This window comes from Methanosarcina mangrovi, assembly GCF_052057765.1.
GTDB lineage: Archaea > Halobacteriota > Methanosarcinia > Methanosarcinales > Methanosarcinaceae > Methanosarcina.
The window spans coordinates 3,504,611-3,528,514 of the sequence record NZ_CP195120.1; the positions used below are offsets into that span (position 1 = coordinate 3,504,611).

Sequence of the window (23,904 nt, forward strand, 5' to 3'; positions counted from 1 at the left end):
TTAGAGGGATTTGATTTCGAATTGACAAGATATATCGCTAAGTGCCTGCAACGAAATAAGAGACTTTTTATTATTTTCTGGTCTTCTTATTTTCTTCTCTCACCATGCAAAACAATAAAATTTTAATTATATTGAGATAATATATTTGTGGATGGAAAAAGGTAACATCGCAATAGACAAATCAATGGTAAAAACGGTTGCTTGTGGAAAAATAATAATTCCTCTACCAAAAGTTTTGGTTGAAAATCGATACTATCCTATGTTCTCTATACTTTCTCCTACTCATTGTGATGTTTGTGGCAGAAAATTACATGTGAACTCTCATTACACTCGTTTTCTTTTATCAACTTACGGCACTATAGCTCGGAATGTTACATACTGGTTTTGTCCTGCTTGTAAGAAACATTATCATGTTATTGGTGTTTAGAGTTCTGCAAATTACAGTTCTGAATATTATGGTACACAAATGAATGTCAGATACGATGGATGATGCAGTCTGCACAATTCTCGGCGAATTGGGGAAACATATACAGAAGGAGTAATAGATGTCTGTGGAAGAGCTCCTTGTCCCACTTCATTGTGGTTATATGAACAGAAACTAGCAAAACGTTCAAAGAAAGAACTTTTGACCCAAGAAGTTAGCTTTGACGAAATATTGCATGTTGATGGGAATTGGATCAAGAACGGATGGAAAAAAAGCTTGAAGAATTTATCGGAACGAAACTCACAAAGAAAGAATGGAAAAAAATGTGATATAAATCTGTTTACGTTGTTGCTACCAAAGAAAAGATCATTTTAGATTTTGAAGTAACTGAGAGGATACCAACAATTGAGGCTTTGATACCTCTTTTTATACGAATAAAGAACCGATTTCCTGAAGGTAAAATCAAAAAGATTGTTTCTGATGAGGATAAAGCGATCATTGGAGCCGTAAAAATGGTCTTTCCTGAAGTGACTCATTCTTTTTGCGTGTTTCATCAATTAAAAAACGTCAGTAAGAGGTATTATGAGGAATTCAGTTCTATTGAAGAGATTCCAGATAATGATAAGATTACCTACAATGAGATATCTCAATTGATACTTTCTGATACGGGTATCAGTGCTGTTGCGTATATTCAAAAGATACGAGAATTTAACTCTGATCTTGAACTTTCTGAAGCGTTTCATAAAGCGATTTCTTATGCCGAAGAGATTTTCAGCAAGAATGTGAGCTTCTTGAAAAAAGGTTTTACGCCTGAGACAGATAATACAATGGAACAGATATTTTCTTTGATATGTGATATCGTGGACAAAGCAAGGTTGTTCAAAACCGGTAATGGGCTAACTAATTTTTGTTACAATCTATTTATTTTTTTCAACAAACAGTGTTTCAGCACTGGAGAATGGAAAGGTTTCTCACCTTTAATGAGAGCAAGATTCCAATATGGATAAGGCTAGAATAGGAGAATAATTAGTTATTAAACTTGATGGCTTTTAGCTGTAGCTGTCGGAAATTCCCACAAAAATAGTTCCACAATTTAGAAAATTTCGGTGAGTGATTGCGTGAATGAATCAACATTTCTAAATGAGTGAATTGATTTGCTCAAATTGGAATGAAATTTTGTGGTTTTCTTAAATTGAAGAAAAACCAGAAAAAATTAAAAAGAAAAGATAACGTTTTTAATTAAAAAACTATATAATTATCATTCTCTTCGGGTCACTGGAAAAATAAGAGAGGAAGGTTTAATGAGTAGTAGAAGAGATTCAGAAGCAAGAAGAGATATCATATTTTTTATATTTGTAACCATAATAATTATCGGGATAGTAATCTCTACCAAAACGACCTCCCACTCTCCTACCCCATACATTATATATATTGATACAGATGGTAGTGGTGATTATAACTGTGATGGAATAAATGACCATATCGAAATAAATAAAGCACTTTCATTTGTAAACGAGAACTCTAATTTTACGACCGTTCATCTCAATGGTTCAAATACATATTGGATAAACGATACGCTATATATTGGAAGTAACACAATATTGGAAGGGGATTCAGACGCCGTTATAAAACTGGTTAATCACGCAAATTGGGGAAAAACATATAAAGGGCTTATAGAAGCAAAACAGGATTTTGAAAAAAATGTAACCATACGCGGGTTTGAAATTGACGGAAACTGCAAAAAACAGTATGAAGACATTGGAAAAGGTTTCTATGACATGATTAACCTGAAAAACAGTTATAATGTAACTGTCCATGATATGTATCTCTATGATGGACTGGGGGACGGAATTAAAGTCTTCCATGATTATTCAAGAGAATATGAAACTGTTCCGACAAATATCAATGTGTACAACAACACTATATTTGAAATTGGACATGATGCTGTATGGTTGAAGCATTCGTCAAACGCGTCTATATATAACAACACTATCACTATAAAGGCAGACGCAGCCATTCGATTAACAGAAACGATGCATATCAAGATTTACAACAACACGATAACAGCAGATAATAAGGGATATGCTGGAATAGAGCTGGATAAAAAAATGACTGCTCCATTAATGGACGATATAGAAATTTATAACAATAGAATTTATCATACACGTGCATGGGGAATCTGGATAGTAGGCTACAGCAAATATGATAAAGACAGAGCTAAGGGAGTATGGATTCATCATAACATTATCTATGACACAGGAACATCGTCTACCCTTCATGAAGCAGGTGGAATTGTAGTTCAGGGATTTAATAACACCATAATTGAAAATAATGTAATAGATGGAAACAGAAAATACGGTGTTGCATACGAACTATATCCAGCCTACGGAATCCCAAAAGATAATGGATTCGTAACTATTGTTAGAAATAATATAATTTCAAACACTATTCGAAATGTCGCAGATGTGGGTTCAGGCTGGGGAGTGAAAAATTGTGATCCTTCGAATCACACGTTTATACTGGAATACAACTGTGTATACAATAGCGCTGCTGGAAATTACGTAAATGTTACCCCGACTACAGACATAAATGTTGATCCATTGTACGCTGACATCTCAAATCATGATTACCACCTCAAATCAAAAGCCGGAAGATGGAGTAATACCGGATGGATAACTGATAACGTAAGTTCCCCCTGTATTGATGCAGGGTACCCGTCATCTGATTATTCAAACGAACCTGAAAATAACGGAGACAGGACCAACATTGGAAGATATGGAAATACTTATGAGGCCTCAAAAAGTTTAATCAATCTCACTATTTACGCAAATCCATAATTGAAATTTCGAGAGAAACATGGATTTCCAAGGTTTAAATCTAAGAGGTTGTCTTAAAATTAAATAATCCTTTTATCTTGCTTTTTCTTCAATGTCAAAACGATCTATAAGGCTTCCTTATCCCAGTGATTTATCCAACAGAGAATGAGAAATAATTAATCCTTATTTTCCTGATCTCAAAACAAATCGAGGTAGAAAACGTGTTCATTCTTATCGAGAGATATTGAATGCTATCTTCTATTTGTTACGTTCTGGTTGTGCTTGGCGAATGCTACCTCACGAATTTCCACCCTGGAAAACTGTTTACCATTACTTCCGTCTTTGGCGTATTTATGGAATTTGGGAACATATCAATACTGTTCTGAGAATCGAACTGAGAATTGCATATGGTAGAAAACCAGAGCCAAGTGCTGCAATTTTAGACAGCCAATCTGTTAAAACCACAGAAACTCCAGGAGTCTGTGGGTATGATGCTGGCAAGAAAGTGAAAGGGAGAAAGCGTCACATTCTGGTGGATACAATAGGGTTACTGTTGATGGTCGTGGTTCATACAGCAGATATTCAGGATCGAGATGGTGCTAGACTTGTTCTGGAACAAGTTAAAGGAGCATTCCCTCGATTACAGCTTATTTGGGCTGACGCTGGTTATTCAGGTAAACTGATTGAGTGGGTCAAGATAACATGTGGATGGGTACTAGAAATAGTTAAGCGTAGAGATAATATCAAAGAATTTCAAGTACTTCCACATAGATGGATAGTATAGCGGACGTTTGGATGGCTAGGTAGATATCGAAGGTTAAGTAAAGACTACGAAGGATTAACAGAATCAAGTCAAGCATTGATATATGCGGCTATGAGCAGAATAATGATTAAAAGAATCGCTAATATCAAGAATTAAAGAGAAGGAGAATAATTTTAAGACACGCTCTAAGAATATCACTATTCTCTGAAAAATGTTATTCATGATTATTTCATGAATATGCATTATAAATATAATAGTTTATAGTGTTCAATTTTAATTAGATGTTTTTATATTTACATATAAATATTTATTTCAACCTTTGAGCATTCTTAAAAATTGAGAAAGTAATTTAAAATTATTAATAAAATATCAAAATTTCTTTATTTATATTTATTTTTAGATTATAATATAAACATATTATTATTTATGTAAACAATATAAAATAAAATTCATATGATTTACCTTAGGTTCGAATTTTTCGTAAAGTATTCCAGTTTTTATTTCATTTTATGAGTATACGTTAAACTGGGTCTTCCGTCAGTTTTTCAAAGTGGCTACGTTTTCAGAGAATGGTTATGAGAAGCATCGATTCAAAGATTATTACTCTTGTTTTTAACTTTTACTACCAATAGAATGAGTTTAAGAAGCATTGAACAGAATGTAGAAATGACCAGAGAGAGATTGATAATATATTTAGTAAGAAATTTCAGTTAATAATTTAGAGTTTCAATAAATAGTAATAATGAAACAGAATTAAAAAAGAGTTTTAGTTCAATCGATATTTACCCATCATGAAACGAGGTAATATCCAAAACTATTTATATTTATAGGTTCAATTCGCAAGTCGATCTAATAAACAAGAGAATGTCAAGAAGAAATAGGAATCGGTTGCTATTTTTTAGCAAATATTCCTTTATAAAAAGATCAGTAGTTGGCGTGTTACAAACTATTAGTGGGTATGTTACAAATTAATAGTGAGTATGTTACAAATTAATAGTGAGTATGTTACAAATTAGTAGTTGGTGTGTTACAAATTAAGATACAGTTATTCCGAATTTATTTACTTAGATTAATCTTTCTGATTCAGGAATAAAGTAAAAAATAGTATTTCGGCTGTGGGTGAATGGACATGTATGAGGAGGGTTTATCGGAGATTGCAGTTATTCTTCCTGCATTTAATCGAGAAGTTGAGATCGGGACAGTCGTGCTGATCGCTAAACGTTATGCAGACAGGGTCATCGTTATGGATAATGGTAGTTCGGATCAATGCGCAGAAGTAGCCGAATTTGCAGGAGCCGAAGTAATACCGGATTTTGCAGGCACGAACAGAAATTTTTCACTTAAAAAAGGTATTGAAGCGGCAGAAGGTGCCGATATTCTGGTCACGATGGATATGGATGTTTGCAGAGATCCAAAATTAATTCCGAAAATGATCAAGCCTATTAGAGAAGGAAACTTTGATTTGGTGGTTGGAACATGCATTGACAAAAACCATAGTCGTTCCGAAAAACTTCTTTTGATAAAAAATAGAAAGACAGAAGAAAGACCAGTGGGGTTTCTGGCATTTTCAAAAGCCTGTTTCAAAGAACTTGACCTTTCCGAAGTCTATCTTAATTCCATTCGTTCCATCATGTCACTCTGTGAAAGAAAAAAAATTAAGATATGCCATATCGATCTGCAGGATGAACACGAAAAAACTCTCTTCAAAGCCTATAAAATCGGAGTTGTAGTCCCTGCCTACAACGAAGAACTTTTGATCCGGGAAACGATTGAAGGAATCCCCAATTATGTGGATAAGATCTATGTCATAAACGATGGCAGTTCCGACAGGACAGGAGAAATCATCGACCAGATGACCGACCCAAGAGTAGTACCAATACAACACAAAGTCAATAAAGGAGTCGGAGCGGCCATAATAAACGGATACAAGCGCGCTCTGGCCGATGAAATGGATATGGTTGCAGTTATGGCCGGAGACAACCAGATGGATCCTTCACAACTACCTCGTCTACTCTTTCCCATTATTGAAAGAAAAGCCGACTACACCAAAGGCAATCGCCTACTTTCAAAAGAGATGAGAAAAGGTATGAGCACCTGGCGAGCTTTTGGTAATGGGCTCCTTACTTTGATCACAAAAATAGGGAGTGGATACTGGCACATTACCGACCCTCAAAACGGCTACACGGTAATATCAAGGGAAGGACTGGAAGCCCTTGACCTGGACTCGGTTTACACTTACTATGGTTACTGCAATGACATCCTGATAAAACTCAATGCTTTTGGTCTTCAAGCAATGGACATAGCAATGCCTGCTCGCTATGGGAGGGAAAAGTCCACCATCAAGTATGGTGTCTACATAATGAAAGTTGCTCCCATGATTTTCAGAGGGTTTTTATGGAGGTTGAAGATGAAATACATGATTCTTGATTTCCATCCGCTGGTGCTGTTTTATATTGCCAGTATGGTGCTGGTACCAGTTGGGTTTTTGTTCGGGTTGTGGATTTTTTTGCAAAAGCTAGTCTTGCATGCTCCTGTTTCCACAAACTATCCCTTACTTGATGTTTTTATTTCGCTTATGGGTGTGCAGTTACTTCTCTTTGCTATGTTCTTTGACATGCAGGTGAATAAGACAACAAATTGGAATTATCCGAACTTAAATTAATTGGCAAGTATTCAACCTGGATAAAACAACATCAATAGCCACATTCACAAAAATTCAATGAATAAATCCCTATGAATTGATTTTCTTTGATTGTTGGCAATTGATTGCGTTTTTCATTACCCATCAGTTAGTCATCAGACTCATCGGTTCCCTCAAAATCAATATCAATAAACTTATTATTATAGGCTGAATAGTTAAATCAACTGTTGAGTTTGTTGAGTACATGTGAACTCTTTGATTACAACCAGTAGAGATTCATATCGAGGAGCCATCTGAGCAAGGAAGATAATAGAGATCAGGTTTACTTGAGAAAACTAAAAAGTCCTTGAAAGAACTAAAAAGTCCTTGAAAGAACTAAAAAGTATGCAAAAAAGGTATCTAGAGTGTGTTGCCAGATGATTGAGGATAAAAATGTTACTTTCAAAGAGAGATGGAGGCTTAATATCCTGCATATCTGCTCAAACCTTGATGGTGATCTCTGATGCTTGACATTAAAAATCGCGATTTTACGAGTCATAAATTTGTTCGGCTTTGTGAAGCAATATCCATTAACTACCCAACAGTAACAATGACCGAATATATGGAAAAACAGCACCCTGACCGTTTTGTATTGATGCGCCACGATGTTGACAGGATACCGGAACGTGCCCTGGTCACTGCCAAAATAGAACAAGAATTGGGCATCAGGGCAACATATTATTTCAGGACGATAAAGAGCACATTCGAACCCGAAATCATATGCCAGATAAAAGACATGGGTCACGAAATCGGCTATCACTACGAGACCTTAAGCGATGCAGATGGAGATCACGAAAAGGCACTGGATATGTTTCAATCAAATCTAGAAAAGTTGAGGAAGATTTGTGAGGTAAAAACGATCTGCATGCACGGACAGCCCCTCTCAAAATATGACAACCGCGAGCTCTGGAAGACACACGATTTTAGGGATTTCGGAATAACAGGTGAAGCCTATCTTTCCATAGGAAGCGATCTCAATTACTTATCTGATACCGGAAGGACGTGGGGCTATAAAAACAGTATAAGGGATTATATCCCCGGTAAAAAGGATCAAGTTTTTGCTGATACGACTGATGAACTTATTAAATTGATAGAGAGAAGAGAATTAAATAATCTTTATATTCTAACGCATCCAGAAAGATGGCCTTCAAGTGCTCTTGGATGGAGTCTGTATTATTTTACAGATCATTCAGTCAATTTTGGAAAGAAAATTTTGATGAGAAGCCGCGGAAAGAATCTTAGTATTCATTCCAGGAATAACAACTGTTTATCGATTACGGTTGATATAGAAGACTGGTATCATATCCCATCGGTTTGTGGATCAAGTTTCTCGACTTACAAAAATGTAAGTGAATTTTTTGAAAAATGGAACAAAAGATATGATTATCTGAGTGAGCCGACAAAAAGAACATTGGATCTTCTGGATGAATTTAAAATAACTGCAACATTCTTTGTTGTTGCAGATGTTGCAGAGCATTACTCAGGCCTGATCGAATCCATCTCTGAGAGAGGACATGAAATTGCATGTCACGGGGCAGATCATACATGCGTGCTCGATACAAAAACAAAAGAACCTCTTATAGGTGTTGAAGAGTTTGAAGCGACAACCCTGAAAGCAAAAAAATTACTTGAAAGAATATCTGGTCAAGAAGTTGTTGGATACAGAGCTCCAAATGGAGCGGTTACAGGATGGATGCTAGACTCACTTGAAAAAATAGGGTTTAAGTATGACTCTTCAGTATCTGTTAACTCACTGTACAACAAATCAGACTCTTCTCTAAGAGATGTTTCTTCTTTTCCCTATTATCCAGCCTCAGGCAGTCTGGAACCTACCCGTAAAAAAAGAAACTTTGTTGAGTTCCCATGGGCCTATTATGATATGGGAATTAAGATTCCTACGTATGGTGGCCCGACTCTCAGGTTTTTAGGATCTCGCTTGATCTTTAAAGGACTAAGACAGAGTTTGAACAGGGGCCATACGATTTTTTATTTTCACCCTATTGACATTTCTCAGGAGAAATTCCCATCCATTGGGCACAGAAGACCGTTCTATTGGACTATAAAAGGAAAGATCGTTGAAGAAAGACTTCGTTATGTGTTTAACAAGCTTGAAAACATTAAGAAAGTACCTTTACGAAATCAAGTGGGGAGCTATTGTGAAGCTTAAGGTCAAATTATTGAAATCAAAAACAAGAAGGAGCCTAAAATAGCCAATAAAAGAAAAAGGCAAACAAAGATCGGATATCATACTTATCCTATTAAAATGAGGCCGCAAATGCCTGAATAATTAGATGATGGTGAACTTCATGTTAAATATTCACAATTTAGACTTTACGCTTAACAAATACCGTCAGCTTTGTTCTGCTCTATCAGAGAAATACACATTCCTTACAATGCACGAATATGTGACTGCAGGTAACAAGCTTCCCGAGAGATTTGTATTGATGCGTCACGATGTTGATAACTGGGCAAAAAACGCATTGAAAACAGCAAGTGTAGAAGAAGAATATGGCATAAGAGCAACTTACTATTTCAGAACTCATAAAAAAGCCTTTGTTCCCGATATAATACAGGAGATCGAGAAAATGGGCCATGAGGTAGGATATCACTATGAGGCCCTGAGTACTGCGAAAGGAGACTATGAAAAAGCCATAAAACTATTCGAAGATGATGTACAGAAGTTTAGAGAAATCTGCAATATCAAAACTGTATGTATGCATGGAGCTGTGTTATCAAAATATGATAACAGGGATCTATGGAAATCCTACAATTTAAGAGATTTTGGGATTCTTGGAGAGGCTTATTTGTCTGCCGGAAAAAACCTCAATTATTTCACTGATACAGGAAGAGGCTGGAACTCAAAGAACAACATGAGAGACTTCATCCCCGGTAAAACTGAGAAATTCTCTGCCGAAAGGACTGATGATCTTATTAAGTTGGTTGATAGCTGCGAAATCAACAACTTCTATATTTCGCTACATCCAGACCGATGGAAGTCCAATATTGCAAACTGGAGTATATTCTGGCTATATGATTTTGTACTTAATACGGGGAAGAAAATTGTGATGGCGGTGAGACAATAGTTCATATCACATTTGATGTAGAAGATAAAAAATGGGATGAGTATGTGAGACATCATCCTTTTGGGAATATATTCCAAACAACTGCAATGTACAACGTATATAATAACACAAAAAACTATTCTCCAATTAAACTATGTGCTATTAATGAAGTCACAGGTGAAATTAATGGTGTGTTACTTGGAGTAACAATGCGTGAAATGAAGGGGTTATTGGGGAAAGGCATCTTGGGGGATTTTTCTACACGATCCATAATATCTGGAGGCCCCCTTGTTTCGGGTAACTCAATAGATACTTTGTCGGAGATGATATTTGAATATGATAAAAAAGTCCAAAAAAGATCCCTTTATACAGAGATACGAAATTTACATGAGGTGAAATCTCTACTAAACAATGTAAATAATTATACTTACGAAGATCACCTAAACTTTTTAATCGACTTAGCGGTGTCAGAAGAAGATCTATGGAGACAAATCCATAAATCAAAAAGGAAAAATATCAATCGTGCAACTAAAGCAGGTGTAGTAGTTGAAGAAATCAATAATAAAAAAATGATACCTGTTTTTTACGAATTGCTAAAAGAAACATATAAACGAGTAAAAGTACCGCTTTCTGATATGACATTATTTGAGTCAGCGTTTGACCAGCTTGTGCCAAAGAACATGGCAAGATTTTTTTTAGCAAAAAATGAGGATACATATATTGGTTGCAGAGTGGTTTTAACCTACAACAACTGGATTCATGATTGGTACGCCGGAGCCTTAGATAATGCTTTATCACTGTATCCCAACGATTGTTTAGTATGGCATATTCTGAAATGGGGAACGGAAAACAATTACAAAGTATTTGACTTTGGAGGTGCGGGTAAACCAGATGTAGAATACGGCCCAAGAGAATTTAAGAGAAGATTTGGTGGAAGTTTAGTCAATTATGGCAGGTACTCCCACATTCATTCCCCTGTAAAGATCAAAATTACAGATATCGGATTTCAACTATACAAGAAATGTTCTTTATGAAAAGTTTCAACGCCAAGTTATTTAAAAGGACTTTGGGAAGAAGCATATCTGGGAAATTCTGCTGAATTAAAAAACTTGAGTTTTAGTATATCAGAAGGAGGTGGACTTATGAAAAAAGGTTTAATTATCACAAGCAACTTCCCAATAAATAATACAACCTCGGACTTTCTTACACAACTATTTTCCAACAAAATTATTCAAGATAAAGTGAAGTTATTTGTTCTTGCTCCACATATTGATAAGTCCCTATTTGAGGAAGATTTTAATGGTATTCATGTTTACAGGTTTCCATACTTTTATCCATGGAAACTTCAGAAGTTTGCTTATGGGGGCGGAATTCCATATAATTTAAAAAACAGTTTTCTTGCAAAGCTCCAAGCTCCATTGTTTTCTCTATGCGAGTTGATATGTGCAATATCAATAATAAAAAAAGAGAATATAAGTTTTATAAACTCTCACTGGTTAGTTCCTCAGGGATTTGTCGGTGCCATCTGCAGTAAAATGTTAGGGATTCCACATATTGCCAGCATGCACTCTTCTGAAGTAACATTACTTGGAAAACTTCCAATGAAAGATAGAATTACAGAGTTTATTTTAGCAAATAGCAACTATGTTGTCTCAGCAAGTTCACATCGGGCAGGTGAACTATTATCACATGCCTCCAGTGGATTTGCAGAAAAAGCAAAAAGTAAAATTCATGTAATTCCATTGGGAGTTGACATCAGCAGGTTCACATACATTGAAAATAAAGAGTCTATAAGAGCAAGATATGGACTAAAGTCTAAATTTATAGTGCTATTTGCTGGTAGGCTTGTGGAAGTCAAAGGATGCGAATACTTAATTCAAGGTTTCAGGACAGTAGTTGACTCATTTAAGGACGTTCAGCTGGTTATAATTGGAGACGGTCCTCTTGAAGAAAGTTTGAAAAAAAAAGTGAGAGACCTTGGATTGGAAGAATATGTTGTTTTTAAGGGTTTCGTCGAAAATAGTTATGTTCATGAATATTATTTAATGGCAGATATTGTTGTAATTCCTTCAATTGTAGATTCTTTTGGGTTTCAGGAAGGCTTTCCAGTTGTTTTGATTGAATCTTTAGCAGCCGGTAAAGCTATTGTTTCAACAAAAACTAAAGGAATTATGGAAGCCATTAAAGATAGATATAATGGAATTTTAGTAGATCAGAAAAATGCAGACCAGATTTCCGATGCTCTTTTAGAACTCTTAAAAGATTCATATCTTAGAGAAAAAATTTCTGCTAATGCACTGGAAACTGGAAAGAAATACGATTGGGGTATTATAGCAAACGAATATCTTAGGTTATTTGAGGAGGTTTCTCTTGACTAAACTCTTAATGTTAATAACTTCACTTGCAGGAGGAGGGGCTGAAAGGGTTGCTTCGGAGTTAAGTCTAAATTTAAATCAGAATATTGATAGACGAATAGTTATTTTAACAGACAAAGTTACCTATCCATCAAATGAATCCCCCTTGTCTCTGGATATAAAATTCCAAAAGCCTCTAGCAATAAGTGTCTTTTACGCATTTATAAAGGGAACGGTGACATATAGAAGATTGATAAAAGAGAACAAACCCCAATTTTCTCTTAGCTTTTTAGCACTTGATAACCTTATCAATATAGCTTCGAGCTATGGGAATAATAAAATTACCAATATAATTTCAGTCCACACTTCAATATCAATGAAATATCCAGATTCTTTAAAAAATAGAATCATTAAATATATGATGAGTAAAACATATCAAAGAGCAGACCTAATAATAGCTGTTTCTGAAGGAGTGAGAGGAGAATTAATTTGCGATTTAAACATCAATCCTGATAAAGTAAAAGTACTTTATAATCCTGTAGATCTTGATAACGTAAAAAAGCTCGCAGAAAAAGAGATCGACAGTAATGACTGGTTTGATGAGGACACCCCATTGATCGTCAATATGGGGAGATTGACAAGAGCAAAGGGTCAATGGCATTTAATCAGAGCTTTTTCTGAACTCAGACAGCACAAAAAATGTAAGCTAGCAATAATAGGATACGGAGAACTAAAGGATTATCTTGAAAGCTTAGTAGAACAACTTAATTTATCAGATGATGTTATCTTTTTAGGGTGGCAGGAGAATCCGTATAAGTATATCTCACGAGCTTCTTTTTTTGTTTTATCTTCAGTTTGGGAAGCCCTTCCTTATGCACTTACCGAAGCAATGGCTTGCGGTTGTCCAATCATTTCCACGGATTGTAAATACGGACCCCGGGAAATACTGAGTGATGGCAAGTATGGAGTACTCGTTCCACCAATGGACGGAAATTTTCGTAGTGCTTTGGAACCGTTGTTTACAAGTGAAAAATGTATGAGTAAAGCTATGATGAACTTTCTCGATAATTTGGAACTTAGAGATTTTTATTCTCAAAAATCAAAAGAAAGAGCAAAAGATTTTGCAATTGAAAAATGTATACAAGAATATGAAAAGATACTAAATGAATAAAAAATTATTACTTTTGAGGAAATTAAATGAAAAATATATTACGCCGGCTTGCCCTGTTGTCAACATCTATTACATTCCTAATTATAACTATCTCCCTGGTCTATCTTGCAAAAAATCCTGTAATGGGCTATGAAATCTCGATTTATTCTTCAACACCGAAAATTTTCTGGATTTCAGTGATTTTAGGGTTAATTAATGGATTTTTACTGGTTTATCTTGGAGTTACCGACCAAGTAAAAAGAGCTCACGTTCTGGGTATATTTGAGATACTTTTTGTAAACTCTCTAGTCCTTTTATTGTCTTATTTACGGAATTATATTGTTTATCTATTAAGAGGAGATACAGCATCATATATTGGTCTTATAAAGGATGTGACTATTTATGGGAATGTAGCTGACGATTTTTATCCTCTTGTATCGATACTGGTTTCTCAATTATCTCAAATGTCAGACATTCCCATACCCACACTAGCAAAATATATCCCCACTCTCTTTTACATTTTTTCAGTACTTTCAGTCTACTGTCTTAGTAAATCACTAATTCGTGATGAGAAATATATAATCTCTGCAGTTATAGCAGCTACACCTTTATTTTATGCCTGGTTTTCAACATCTATATATTACATGTTATTATCAGTTTTTACTTTACCACTACTTTTATATATTTTAACTAATTTTAAAGATTTGCGTTTCAGGATTTTAATGGTCATTTTTTGTATCGTATATCCATTATTCCATCCCATTACAGCTATAATTGTATTATTCTATCTGTTTATCTCATACATAGCTCAAAAATATACTCTCAATGGCGCTGAGGAACACTACATACCTATTGCCTTGCTAGTATTAGCATCAGTATCCTTGTTTTTTTGGTTTATTAACCAATATGCGATCAGTAGGTCACTTATTATAATAATAGAGAATCTTTTTGGAATGCTTCCGGCCGTCTCTACAATTAGTCAAGCTGCCTACTATTCGAGTAAGTTGGGAATTTCTGCAACTATTTATACGCTTTCACATCTACTATTCGACGAATTAGTATTTTGTTCTTTAGCGGCTGTCGCAATATATTATATAGTATATAAAGGAAATTTATTAGAAAAAAAGAAATTTACCCCATTGATAGCTTGTTTCGTATCTGGAACTATTTTGTTACTTTTTCTTTTCGGTTTTACTGTAACTCATAGACCTGATAGGTTACTAAACTTGAATTTCAACATAATGCTTTCACCTGTTTTGGTAGCCTACCTATTATATATAAATAATAAGAATAAGTTGAAGACAGTTTTCTTAATAAGCTTAATTCTTCTCGCCACCGTTTCTACTTACTTTTCATTGTACCAATCACCATTTACCATGAGAGCAAACGATTACATGACTCCCAGCGAATATAATGGTTCAGACTGGCTAATCATCAATAAAAATCCCCTCATTAAAACAGTAGATTTAGCAAATCCTGTAGATAGATATACAGATTTTATTTATGGATTAAAATTTAGGGTACTTAGAAAAGATTTAAAAAGAGATTTCACATTGCCTGATCACTTTGGATTTACTGATCAGTTTGATGGCCAATTCCCTATTGATAAAGATAGATATTTGGTTCTTTCTCCATATGATGAAGAGGCCTATACTAATATATGGAAAGACACCTACAGATTCAAAAAAGAAGACTTTGAAAAAGTAAATGAATGTAAAAACACTTTCAAAATATATGAAAATGGAGGATTTAAAACATATTTAATAATAGTTTAATGCAAACAGAAAAAAATGCCTGATTAGATACAATTATTCTGACTTTTAATAATGCAAAGGTAGATAGGCTCACCTTTGGCATTAATTTTAGCAACTTTATAGAAAAAAATTATAACTTTTATTAGGTTATATTAATATGTGAACTAATCCTGAACCAATTTTAGATTTAAATCAGAGAGTTTTGAGCCTTCTTTCAGAATATAGACATTTTGAATAAAATATTTTATGGCAGCAGTATTGAACATGCCATAAAAAACTATAGTAGATATTTATTTAAGATACACCCTCAAAGATTTCCAGATTTCATTTCAGGATTTTAAAAACTTCGGTTAGAAAAGTAATTTTGATTTTTAGGACTAGCTCATGAGATGGACTTAAGTTTATAACTGCTCAGGTAAGTGCGTATTATATGATCTTTTTATGTAGAAAAACATCAAGCCTATGCAATATGAAATTGCAGTAGCAATAATTGACCCTTCAAGCCCTAATGGAGGGATCAAGTAAATATCCAGAATAATATCTGCTATAGCTATCATAATAGTCCCATACATTGTCAGCTTTGCACCTTTTATTCCCATTGAGTTAAAAATCCAACCGTAAATATCATACCACAAAAAAAGTACGGATGTAATGCTAAAAATAAGTACAAGCCTTAAGTTTAATTCAAAGCTATCCCCATAAAACTTTAAAGTTATAACCTGTGTGAGTATCATAAGGGGAATTCCGAAAAGAATAATATAAGGAATGAGTGATTTATATTTATTTAATATAAAATTCTTTTCTTTATGCCCTGATATCAATGGAAATAAAACCGTAATCAGGATTCCAGAAACCATGCTCATTATTTTCAATGAGGAGATGAAATATGCATTGAACAAGCCTACTGCTTCGGTTGTAAGGTATTTATTTATAAGTATTTTATCAACGTTAGTACAGACGATATACGACACTGCACTAAGAAAAGAAAAAGTTCCATACTTTGTGATAATCTTTGCCCATTCAAAGTCAAAAGATTGAAAACTAAGGTATCTCCTGATTGACAGGAGGATAATACCTCCTGTGACTAAATAAGCCAAATACATTGAAAGGATAGGCGACTTAAAAGAAAAGTTCCCACATAACACAAAAACTAAAAATGAAGTCAGTATAATTAAACCACAAATCGGCTTTAAAGTCGCATATTTCCTTATTTGAAAAGTACCTTGAAGTGTACTTGTGGTAATTATATAAAAAGTATATACAATTGCGAAAATAATTCCCAGATTGAGGATATTTTGTGATACTAAAAAGACTTCCTTAAGTGCTGTTGAAAACTTAATGTATATAGAAATGCATAAAATTGATATAATTAGTACAATTGTGTAGGACGTAGTTATTATATTTCTCTGTCGGTTAAAATCGATTTTTTCGGAACTATATTTGATTATTCCTGTGCTTATTCCAAGAGTCATGGGTAAATATAAAAACATTCCCACAGAATAAATAAGGGTGAATTTTCCATATTCATTAGGACCTAAGAATCTGCCGGACAGAACATTAAACATAAACCAACTGATGGCTTCGATAGCAGTTCCAGCGGTAACATAGGAAATATTTTTGAAAAAATTCTTTATATCTGCGTTCATTTTTTTAGCAAATAATATCCTGTAAACATTAACAAACTTGTTTTTTTGTAAAGTTAATGGATCTTGCTCAAACTCAACTGATTTGCTAGCCATGGCTCTCTGATTGTTCTAAATTCAAAGTTTTTGGGTTCTTATGTTCACTTGAGGTTGCACTCACTTCCAAAACAGTGTTGGAACATATGTGCTTAAATCCTTGACGAAAAAACTATTTACGAATATTTTCACATAGTATTATTTGCTTCACTAAATATATAGATCAGAACTTAAGTCATGTATCGTTAACTGGTTGATATTCGTCCCCATAATTTTTCTCCGGGTATCAGTTCTCTAATACTACCTGCTAAGTAACCAAAGTATAAAAAGCGGAAATCAGAAGTGAAGTATACGAGTACCCTTGTAAAAAATATCAATTTACTATTTTCACCACAATTTACACTTTTACTCTAATGATAACCTACTAGATATAACCCCATGTATTTTACAAAAATGCTATGCATTAAACGAAAGCAACTATGAGCGATATTTTTAAATTTCCATTTCTTTGCCTAGCTTTCTCCAGCTATAGGCTCATTTTTAGGAATTGAAGCCCATACAAATGACAACTTCTCTCTTCATTTTTTATATTTTTTTCTGTAAAAAATTTATTTTACTAAATAAATTTTTAATAGAATTGTCTGTAAGTATTTAAGTTATTTGGTTTTTGTCTGTTAGAGAGAAATCTTTTACTTTGTTTATGTTCTGGACAGACTGATTGAAGTTCTTTCATCTTATGCCTTTTATTCCCCTAAAGGACTATTTGAAGCACTTTAAATTAAAAATCATATAAAGCAAAGGTGCATTGAAGAACTCGGAATCAAACCAAACCAATACTTACAAGGTAAGACATACTCAGACTAATGGAAAAAAATAGAGAAACAGTTCGATACATATCAAAGGTTTAAAAAAGAGTTTGAATCGTTCGACGAATTCGTACAATGGTATAACAAAAGGTCTCATAAAGCCTTGAAACTTGGACAATTAGAATCGCCACAAGATGCATTCTGGAATTGACCCCAATAGAGGCAAAATTCAGAATAGGAATGAGATTGTTTGGGTTGTGAAAAGATGGACAAAAAGAAAAAAGATTCAAAGTGAAATTATTTCAGGATAAAACATGCATAACCAGAAATATAATTAATTATAAATATACTCATTAAAAGTAAGAACATTATTAATGTAAACTCACTCGTAAATTGCATTTTTAAAGAATTAATTATAGCTTCGAAAGTGATAATTGACTTAATTCATTCAAGGTTTATAACCAATGAAAATGTAGACGGGCAAGAAAAAGACAGACTCATGTGAGTAAGAATTTCCAAGTATGAAATCAGAGAAATATCATACTTGAAATTATAGTGTTAACAGCAATATCGATGTTAAATCAAGTTTTGGGATGAAACCTAATGGAACTACTAAAAGTTTATGTGTCATTATTAGTTCTTACTATTTTATATATCATTGTAAGTAGTCCTGCTGCTGTGGTGCCAAAAAATATCATAATTGACAATGATGCTCAACCAGCAGTCTCCGGTTTTTATCTGACATCTGATAATACTGACGACACAGCTTGCATTCAGGCAGCACTGGATAACGCAAAAAGCGGAGATACCATCGTTATCCGCGAAGGAGACTACTATATAACAAAACAAATATATCAAAAAAATAAGAGTCTAAACATAACAGGCGAAGGAAATGTTACTCTTCATCTCCAAATTGCCGAGAGTTGTAATAGTGGGATCTTTTTCACCGGGTCAATGATCACAAACGAACCTCTCTCTGCTGACGCTCAAAAAGGTTCATCTCAGATTACTCTAACCGATGCTTCACAGGTTCGCCAGAATGACCTGATAAAGATTTGGAAAAATGTTCAATGGTGTCCTTTGGACTACCCGGACCAAATGACAGGAGAAATATATGCAGTACAAAGCGTGAATGGAAACGTTATCACTTTAAATCAGCCGCTTTTGAGAGACTACAAATTGAGTGAGACAGTTCAGGTTGAAGTATACAGACCCATTGAGATACATATTAAAAATATAAGAATACAAGATAGTGGTGCTACAACATCTCATCATGGTCTGGCCCTGAGGTATTGTAAAGATAGTTCTGTTACGGACTCATGGTTCAAAGACAGTGGATTGGCTGCTCTCTCCTTCTACTCCTGTTTTAACGTGGATGCTAAAAATAACGAAATATACAATTCAATTCTTCCGGGGAGCGGATATGGAGTAGCAGTGTGGAGCGGATCGGCTTTTGTTAATATTGAAAATAATCACATAGAAAACTGCAGACATGCTATAACAGGCAATACGAATGAACGCAAAGCTTTAAATCGAGATGTTTATATTGCGAGCAATACTCTGATAGGGGCAAATATTAACGGCGCTAATGTTATCGATGCTCATCCTGTTACTATTAACTATATAGTAACTAAAAATAAGATATACCCGCAGCTTCCTTATTTCTTTGCGTTTCTTGACGGAGCTCAATATTCAGAGTTTACAGAGAACGAAGTTTATGGTGGATACGGGGCAGTTGCAAGACGAGGCAGTGTAAACGACGGAACCCATATAATAAAAGATAATCTTATGAATGGAATTTCTGGATGTACTTATCAAGGAGGCGAAAATGGGATTGGCAATACGCTTACGATTACGAATAATGTTCAAAAAGGTGGAGAATATGGAATTATTTTCCCAAACTATGAGAGTTTCAAGAACATAGAAATAAGCGGGAATCAGTTTAGTGACATCTCGTATCAAGGAGTATATCAGAAGTTCCATATAAACGGAGTAAATTTACAAATTTCTGACAATACTTTTGAAAATATCAAAAGAGACGGGATATATATTGACGGGAATTCATTCACAAACGGCGTAGTCAAAGTACAAAATAATATCTTAGTAAATGTATATCCCACTAATCCAGGTTCAGAAATTACAATCAAAGACATCCAGAATGTTTTAGTTAGCGGAAACCAGGCATTCAAAGTTCCTGTTGCTGCACTTTCGGAACCCCCAACACAATAAAGAGAAAAATAGAACTGTTTGCTTAAAAGGATAAGAATCGTAAAGTTCCTATAACGAGAGTTTTAAAAACAGCGATTACTCGAAAAATACAGGTCTTATCTACTTGTAAGAACTTTTTTCGTTCTTATTTTCGGTATAAGTACCAAAACATAAGATTCATAATTTCTAACTTCGAAAGTAGAATTCTATTTTTTCAGCAGGTAATCTGTTCCGCATATATAGGCAGTAATTTCCGATCTATGCCTACTAAGCCTTTGTTTTTCATATATACTTGCATAGAGAGTGCAGCTTTCGGAAGCAAAATAGATTGTTTTTGGGCAAAGAGCGATCTGATCATTCTCTTATATTCTCAAGATCTTCATTGTAACTGTCAACATTATTAGTACTATTGACTGCAATAACTATCAAAAGCATGTGACTGTTCTCGCTATCACTAGACCCGAATTTGTTATCAGCAGTATTGAAAGAATCTGCGTTCATTATTGTGGATGCTACAGACATACAAAGAACTACTATGAAAGTACATGGTAGCTTTTTTGCTCTATTCCTAAAATTCTAAAAGAGAGTGGTGAAGTTTTTGAGAGAATTCATTAGTAACATTTGGACCTTTTATTGATCTAAATGTAACTGTATATCTATGGCATATTTTGATAGAAACAAAATCCATAGACACCATAAATATATCATAAGTTTAACAAACAAATCGTTAGAGAAATGCTATAGAGAAATTTTTTATAGAAGAAAGATCTATTTATACTTGAAATACTTTCTTAACTTTTTCAGACAAATAACGAGGGGGTAATTCTCTGCATTTTATGATAATACTTTCCAATTAACCTTAAGTTTGATAGTTAAGGTTACTGCCATGATGGATAGTCAAATAAAATGCATTGATTAACATTTGTCTTTTGAAAAAGTGAAAAGTACATAAAGCCGCAGAACAGACTTTTTAAGTTTGAACTGTTTGTCGAAAAAAACACATAAAATTCACTCAATCGTATGAAAATATATCTTCCATTTAAATCGGGAGGTTTAAAGAAAGATTATATTTTTCATTACCAGTGAGACTTGGATTTAAAATCTACTGTCTTTGGGAATTATGGTTGAGTGGATACTATGGACGAACTTTATATGGAGATTTAATCAAGCTTGGGGGGCTTTCTAATGAAAAATTTAAAAAACTATGTGACAGTGTTTGCTTTTGCTCTTTTATACCTTACTCTAAGTAGTCCTGCTGCTCTGGCATCAAACATCGTAATTGACGACGATGCTCAACCGGCGGTTTCCGGTCTTTATCTGACATCCGATTATAAGAACGACGCCGCTTGCATTCAGGCGGCGCTAGATAACTCAAAAAGCGGAGATACCATAACTATTCGCGAAGGGGACTACTATATAACACAACAAATATCTCAAAAAGATAAGAGTCTGAACATAGTAGGCGAAGGGGAAGTTACTCTTCATCTTCAAACTGCCGAAAGTCAGAGTAGTACAATTTTTTTCACCGGGTCAATGATCACAAACGAACCTCTCTCTGCTGACGCTCAAAAAGGTTCATCTCAGATTACTCTAACCGATGCTTCACAGGTTCGCCAGAATGACCTGATAAAGATTTGGAAAAATGTTCAATGGTGTCCTTTGGACTACCCGGACCAAATGACAGGAGAAATATATGCAGTACAAAGCGTGAATGGAAACGTTATCACTTTAAATCAGCCGCTTTTGAGAGACTACAAATTGAGTGAGACAGTTCAGGTTGAAGTATACAGACCCATTGAGATACATATTAAAAATATAAGAATACAAGATAGTGGTGCTACAACATCTCATCATGGTCTGGCCCTGAGGTATTGTAAAGATAGTTCTGTTACGGACTCATGGTTCAAAGACAGTGGATTGGCTGCTCTCTCCTTCTACTCCTGTTTTAACGTGGATGCTAAAAATAACGAAATATACAATTCAATTCTTCCGGGGAGCGGATATGGAGTAGCAGTGTGGAGCGGATCGGCTTTTGTTAATATTGAAAATAATCACATAGAAAACTGCAGACATGCTATAACAGGCAATACGAATGAACGCAAAGCTTTAAATCGAGATGTTTATATTGCGAGCAATACTCTGATAGGGGCAAATATTAACGGCGCTAATGTTATCGATGCTCATCCTGTTACTATTAACTATATAGTAACTAAAAATAAGATATACCCGCAGCTTCCTTATTTCTTTGCGTTTCTTGACGGAGCTCAATATTCAGAGTTTACAGAGAACGAAGTTTATGGTGGATACGGGGCAGTTGCAAGACGAGGCAGTGTAAACGACGGAACCCATATAATAAAAGATAATCTTATGAATGGAATTTCTGGATGTACTTATCAAGGAGGCGAAAATGGGATTGGCAATACGCTTACGATTACGAATAATGTTCAAAAAGGTGGAGAATATGGAATTATTTTCCCAAACTATGAGAGTTTCAAGAACATAGAAATAAGCGGGAATCAGTTTAGTGACATCTCGTATCAAGGAGTATATCAGAAGTTCCATATAAACGGAGTAAATTTACAAATTTCTGACAATACTTTTGAAAATATCAAAAGAGACGGGATATATATTGACGGGAATTCATTCACAAACGGCGTAGTCAAAGTACAAAATAATATCTTAGTAAATGTATATCCCACTAATCCAGGTTCAGAAATTACAATCAAAGACATCCAGAATGTTTTAGTTAGCGGGAACCAAGTCATTAACGGAAACCAGGCATTCAAAGTTCCTGTTGCTGCATTTTCTGCATCACCAGTTTCAGGAAATGCACCCTTAAATGTAGTCTTTACTGACACAAGTACAAACTCACCCACTGCATGGAAATGGAACTTTGGAGACGGAACAACTTCAACAGCTAAGAACCCGACACATACATATTCATCAGCAGGAAGCTATACGGTAACGCTTACAGCGAGCAACACTGCAGGCAGTAACACGGTAACAAAGTCAAGTTACATAAAAGTGACCGCAGCTTCTTCACAAAAACCGGTTGCAAATTTCAGCAGTAGTGTTACTTCCGGAAGTGTACCCTTAAATATTGTCTTTACCGACACAAGTGCAAACTCGCCCACTGCATGGGAATGGAACTTTGGAGACGGAACAACTTCAACAGCTAAGAACCCGACACATACATATTCATCAGCAGGAAACTACTCGATAACGCTCAAAGCAACAAATTCTGCAGGCAGCAGTACGGTAACAAAATGGCTAATCAGAACAGGGGCAAGGACTATGCAGTTTGATGTAGAGGAGGTGAATGCTGTACAAAAACCGGTTGCAAATTTCAGCAGTAGTGTTACTTCCGGAAGTGTACCCTTAAATATTGTCTTTACCGACACAAGTGCAAACTCGCCCACTGCATGGGAATGGAACTTTGGAGACGGAACAACTTCAACAGCTAAGAACCCGACACATACATATTCATCAGCAGGAAACTACTCGATAACGCTCAAAGCAACAAACTCCGCAGGCAACAGTATGGTAACAAAATGGCTAATCAGAACAGGAGCAAGGACTATGCAGTTTGAATAAAATTGAAAAATTAGTCAGTTGAAAAATGACAAAAGCAGTTGTATAAAAGTGACCGTTATTAGGCAAAAATCCAGTGCACACATGTTCAGTAATATAGGAAACACACTGCTATCATAATGGCAGAAAATGAAACTGACAATGACACTAAACCTTGGTTGGACATATTACTGCCTCTAATGAGAATCCAAATCGACAGGTCAAAAAAGAAATGACGAAAAGAAAGATAGAAGAAAGTTGATTACTTTTTTCAGAATCTCGGCTACTGGGAAACTTGCCTGGAATTCAAATAAGAATGACAGGCAGAGTTCCTATTATACAAATAAGATAAACTGTGAGTGGTTAGCTCGGTGAATTTTTTAAAAAATTTCTCAGTATTCAAAATCAGTCAAAATCTCGCCTGGAAAGCCGGTGAAAAGGAATTTTTTGAGTCACTTTATAATATCTGTTTGGACTCATTTTCCTTTAATGTGGAGTAAAGGTCTTCATTCCGATTACTTTTGCAGTTTCCATAACCAATATCCCATTCATCAGAACGAGTTGGAGAGATTTTTCTTTTTATTGAAAGTATACTGCCGGAATAATATTACTCAAATAGGATTGTCAGTTTTCTGCGA

The 23,904-nt window shown here is 34.9% G+C and carries 13 protein-coding genes and 2 pseudogenes; 13 read left to right on the forward strand and 2 right to left on the reverse strand.

Annotation, left to right across the window (positions count from 1 at the left end; all coding sequences use genetic code 11):
* Positions 1-837 precede the first annotated feature (837 nt).
* The 10 genes and pseudogenes from ACSAZL_RS15570 to ACSAZL_RS15615 all read left to right on the forward strand — a co-directional run bounded on the left by ACSAZL_RS15570 (position 838) and on the right by ACSAZL_RS15615 (position 15,024).
* A complete protein-coding gene (locus ACSAZL_RS15570; RefSeq protein WP_440945526.1) occupies positions 838-1,431 on the forward strand; it encodes a hypothetical protein in 594 nt (197 codons plus the stop codon).
* A gap of 294 nt (positions 1,432-1,725) precedes the next feature.
* Positions 1,726-3,261, forward strand: coding sequence for a right-handed parallel beta-helix repeat-containing protein (locus ACSAZL_RS15575; protein ID WP_440945527.1), 1,536 nt, complete (start codon positions 1,726-1,728; stop codon positions 3,259-3,261).
* 151 nt (positions 3,262-3,412) lie between these two features.
* Positions 3,413-4,159 (forward strand): annotated as a pseudogene (locus tag ACSAZL_RS15580) (IS5 family transposase).
* Between the two features lie 973 nt (positions 4,160-5,132).
* Positions 5,133-6,665 carry a glycosyltransferase family 2 protein gene (locus ACSAZL_RS15585; protein ID WP_440945528.1) on the forward strand — a complete coding sequence of 511 codons (1,533 nt, stop codon included), beginning with the start codon at positions 5,133-5,135 and terminating at the stop codon, positions 6,663-6,665.
* 481 nt (positions 6,666-7,146) lie between these two features.
* Positions 7,147-8,850 (forward strand): polysaccharide deacetylase family protein, encoded by a 1,704-nt coding sequence (locus ACSAZL_RS15590; protein WP_440945529.1) that lies wholly within the window; start codon positions 7,147-7,149, stop codon positions 8,848-8,850.
* 226 nt (positions 8,851-9,076) lie between these two features.
* Positions 9,077-9,766 (forward strand): hypothetical protein, encoded by a 690-nt coding sequence (locus tag ACSAZL_RS15595; protein WP_440945530.1) that lies wholly within the window; start codon positions 9,077-9,079, stop codon positions 9,764-9,766.
* Positions 9,767-9,810: 44 nt separating this feature from the next.
* Positions 9,811-10,779, forward strand: coding sequence for a lipid II:glycine glycyltransferase FemX (locus tag ACSAZL_RS15600; RefSeq protein WP_440945531.1), 969 nt, complete (start codon positions 9,811-9,813; stop codon positions 10,777-10,779).
* Between the two features lie 108 nt (positions 10,780-10,887).
* A complete protein-coding gene (locus ACSAZL_RS15605) occupies positions 10,888-12,123 on the forward strand; it encodes a glycosyltransferase (RefSeq protein WP_440945532.1) in 1,236 nt (411 codons plus the stop codon).
* Positions 12,116-13,270, forward strand: a complete 1,155-nt coding sequence (locus ACSAZL_RS15610) for a glycosyltransferase (RefSeq protein ID WP_440945533.1) — start codon at positions 12,116-12,118, stop codon at positions 13,268-13,270. The genes ACSAZL_RS15605 and ACSAZL_RS15610 overlap by 8 nt, the downstream gene beginning before the upstream one ends.
* A gap of 26 nt (positions 13,271-13,296) precedes the next feature.
* Positions 13,297-15,024 carry a hypothetical protein gene (locus tag ACSAZL_RS15615; protein WP_440945534.1) on the forward strand — a complete coding sequence of 576 codons (1,728 nt, stop codon included), beginning with the start codon at positions 13,297-13,299 and terminating at the stop codon, positions 15,022-15,024.
* Between the two features lie 380 nt (positions 15,025-15,404).
* Here ACSAZL_RS15615 and ACSAZL_RS15620 read toward each other — a convergent pair whose 3' ends face one another.
* The gene (locus ACSAZL_RS15620) at positions 15,405-16,742 is read right to left on the reverse strand and encodes a lipopolysaccharide biosynthesis protein (RefSeq protein WP_440945535.1); all 1,338 of its coding nucleotides are present in this window, start codon (positions 16,740-16,742) and stop codon (positions 15,405-15,407) included.
* A 735-nt stretch (positions 16,743-17,477) separates the two neighbouring features.
* On the opposite strand from ACSAZL_RS15620, the pseudogene ACSAZL_RS15625 reads away from it, so the two are divergent.
* Both ACSAZL_RS15625 and ACSAZL_RS15630 read left to right on the forward strand, forming a co-directional pair.
* Positions 17,478-17,749, forward strand: a pseudogene (locus ACSAZL_RS15625) (IS481 family transposase); the annotation flags it as partial.
* Positions 17,750-18,091: 342 nt separating this feature from the next.
* Entirely contained in the window at positions 18,092-19,717 is a 1,626-nt protein-coding gene (locus tag ACSAZL_RS15630; protein WP_440945536.1) for a right-handed parallel beta-helix repeat-containing protein, read from the forward strand.
* Positions 19,718-20,050: 333 nt separating this feature from the next.
* Here the strand turns inward: ACSAZL_RS15630 and ACSAZL_RS15635 are convergent, their stop codons facing one another.
* A complete protein-coding gene (locus ACSAZL_RS15635; RefSeq protein ID WP_440945537.1) occupies positions 20,051-20,218 on the reverse strand; it encodes a hypothetical protein in 168 nt (55 codons plus the stop codon).
* A 663-nt stretch (positions 20,219-20,881) separates the two neighbouring features.
* Here ACSAZL_RS15635 and ACSAZL_RS15640 point away from each other — a divergent pair.
* Positions 20,882-23,290: a PKD domain-containing protein gene (locus ACSAZL_RS15640; RefSeq protein WP_440945538.1), complete on the forward strand. Its 2,409-nt coding sequence runs from the start codon at positions 20,882-20,884 to the stop codon at positions 23,288-23,290.
* The last annotated feature ends 614 nt before the right edge of the window (positions 23,291-23,904 follow it).

Excerpts from the sequence above, each read along its gene's own strand:
- ACSAZL_RS15595 (WP_440945530.1), top strand. The coding sequence starts at position 9,077 with ATGCACGAATATGTGACTGCAGGTAACAAGCTTCCCGAGAGATTTGTA.
- ACSAZL_RS15615 (WP_440945534.1), top strand. The coding sequence starts at position 13,297 with ATGAAAAATATATTACGCCGGCTTGCCCTGTTGTCAACATCTATTACA.
- ACSAZL_RS15585 (WP_440945528.1), top strand. The coding sequence starts at position 5,133 with ATGTATGAGGAGGGTTTATCGGAGATTGCAGTTATTCTTCCTGCATTT.
- ACSAZL_RS15575 (WP_440945527.1), top strand. The coding sequence starts at position 1,726 with ATGAGTAGTAGAAGAGATTCAGAAGCAAGAAGAGATATCATATTTTTT.
- ACSAZL_RS15620 (WP_440945535.1), bottom strand. The coding sequence starts at position 16,742 with ATGGCTAGCAAATCAGTTGAGTTTGAGCAAGATCCATTAACTTTACAA.
- ACSAZL_RS15590 (WP_440945529.1), top strand. The coding sequence starts at position 7,147 with ATGCTTGACATTAAAAATCGCGATTTTACGAGTCATAAATTTGTTCGG.
- ACSAZL_RS15635 (WP_440945537.1), bottom strand. The coding sequence starts at position 20,218 with ATGTCTGTAGCATCCACAATAATGAACGCAGATTCTTTCAATACTGCT.
- ACSAZL_RS15630 (WP_440945536.1), top strand. The coding sequence starts at position 18,092 with ATGGAACTACTAAAAGTTTATGTGTCATTATTAGTTCTTACTATTTTA.
- ACSAZL_RS15605 (WP_440945532.1), top strand. The coding sequence starts at position 10,888 with ATGAAAAAAGGTTTAATTATCACAAGCAACTTCCCAATAAATAATACA.
- ACSAZL_RS15640 (WP_440945538.1), top strand. The coding sequence starts at position 20,882 with ATGAAAAATTTAAAAAACTATGTGACAGTGTTTGCTTTTGCTCTTTTA.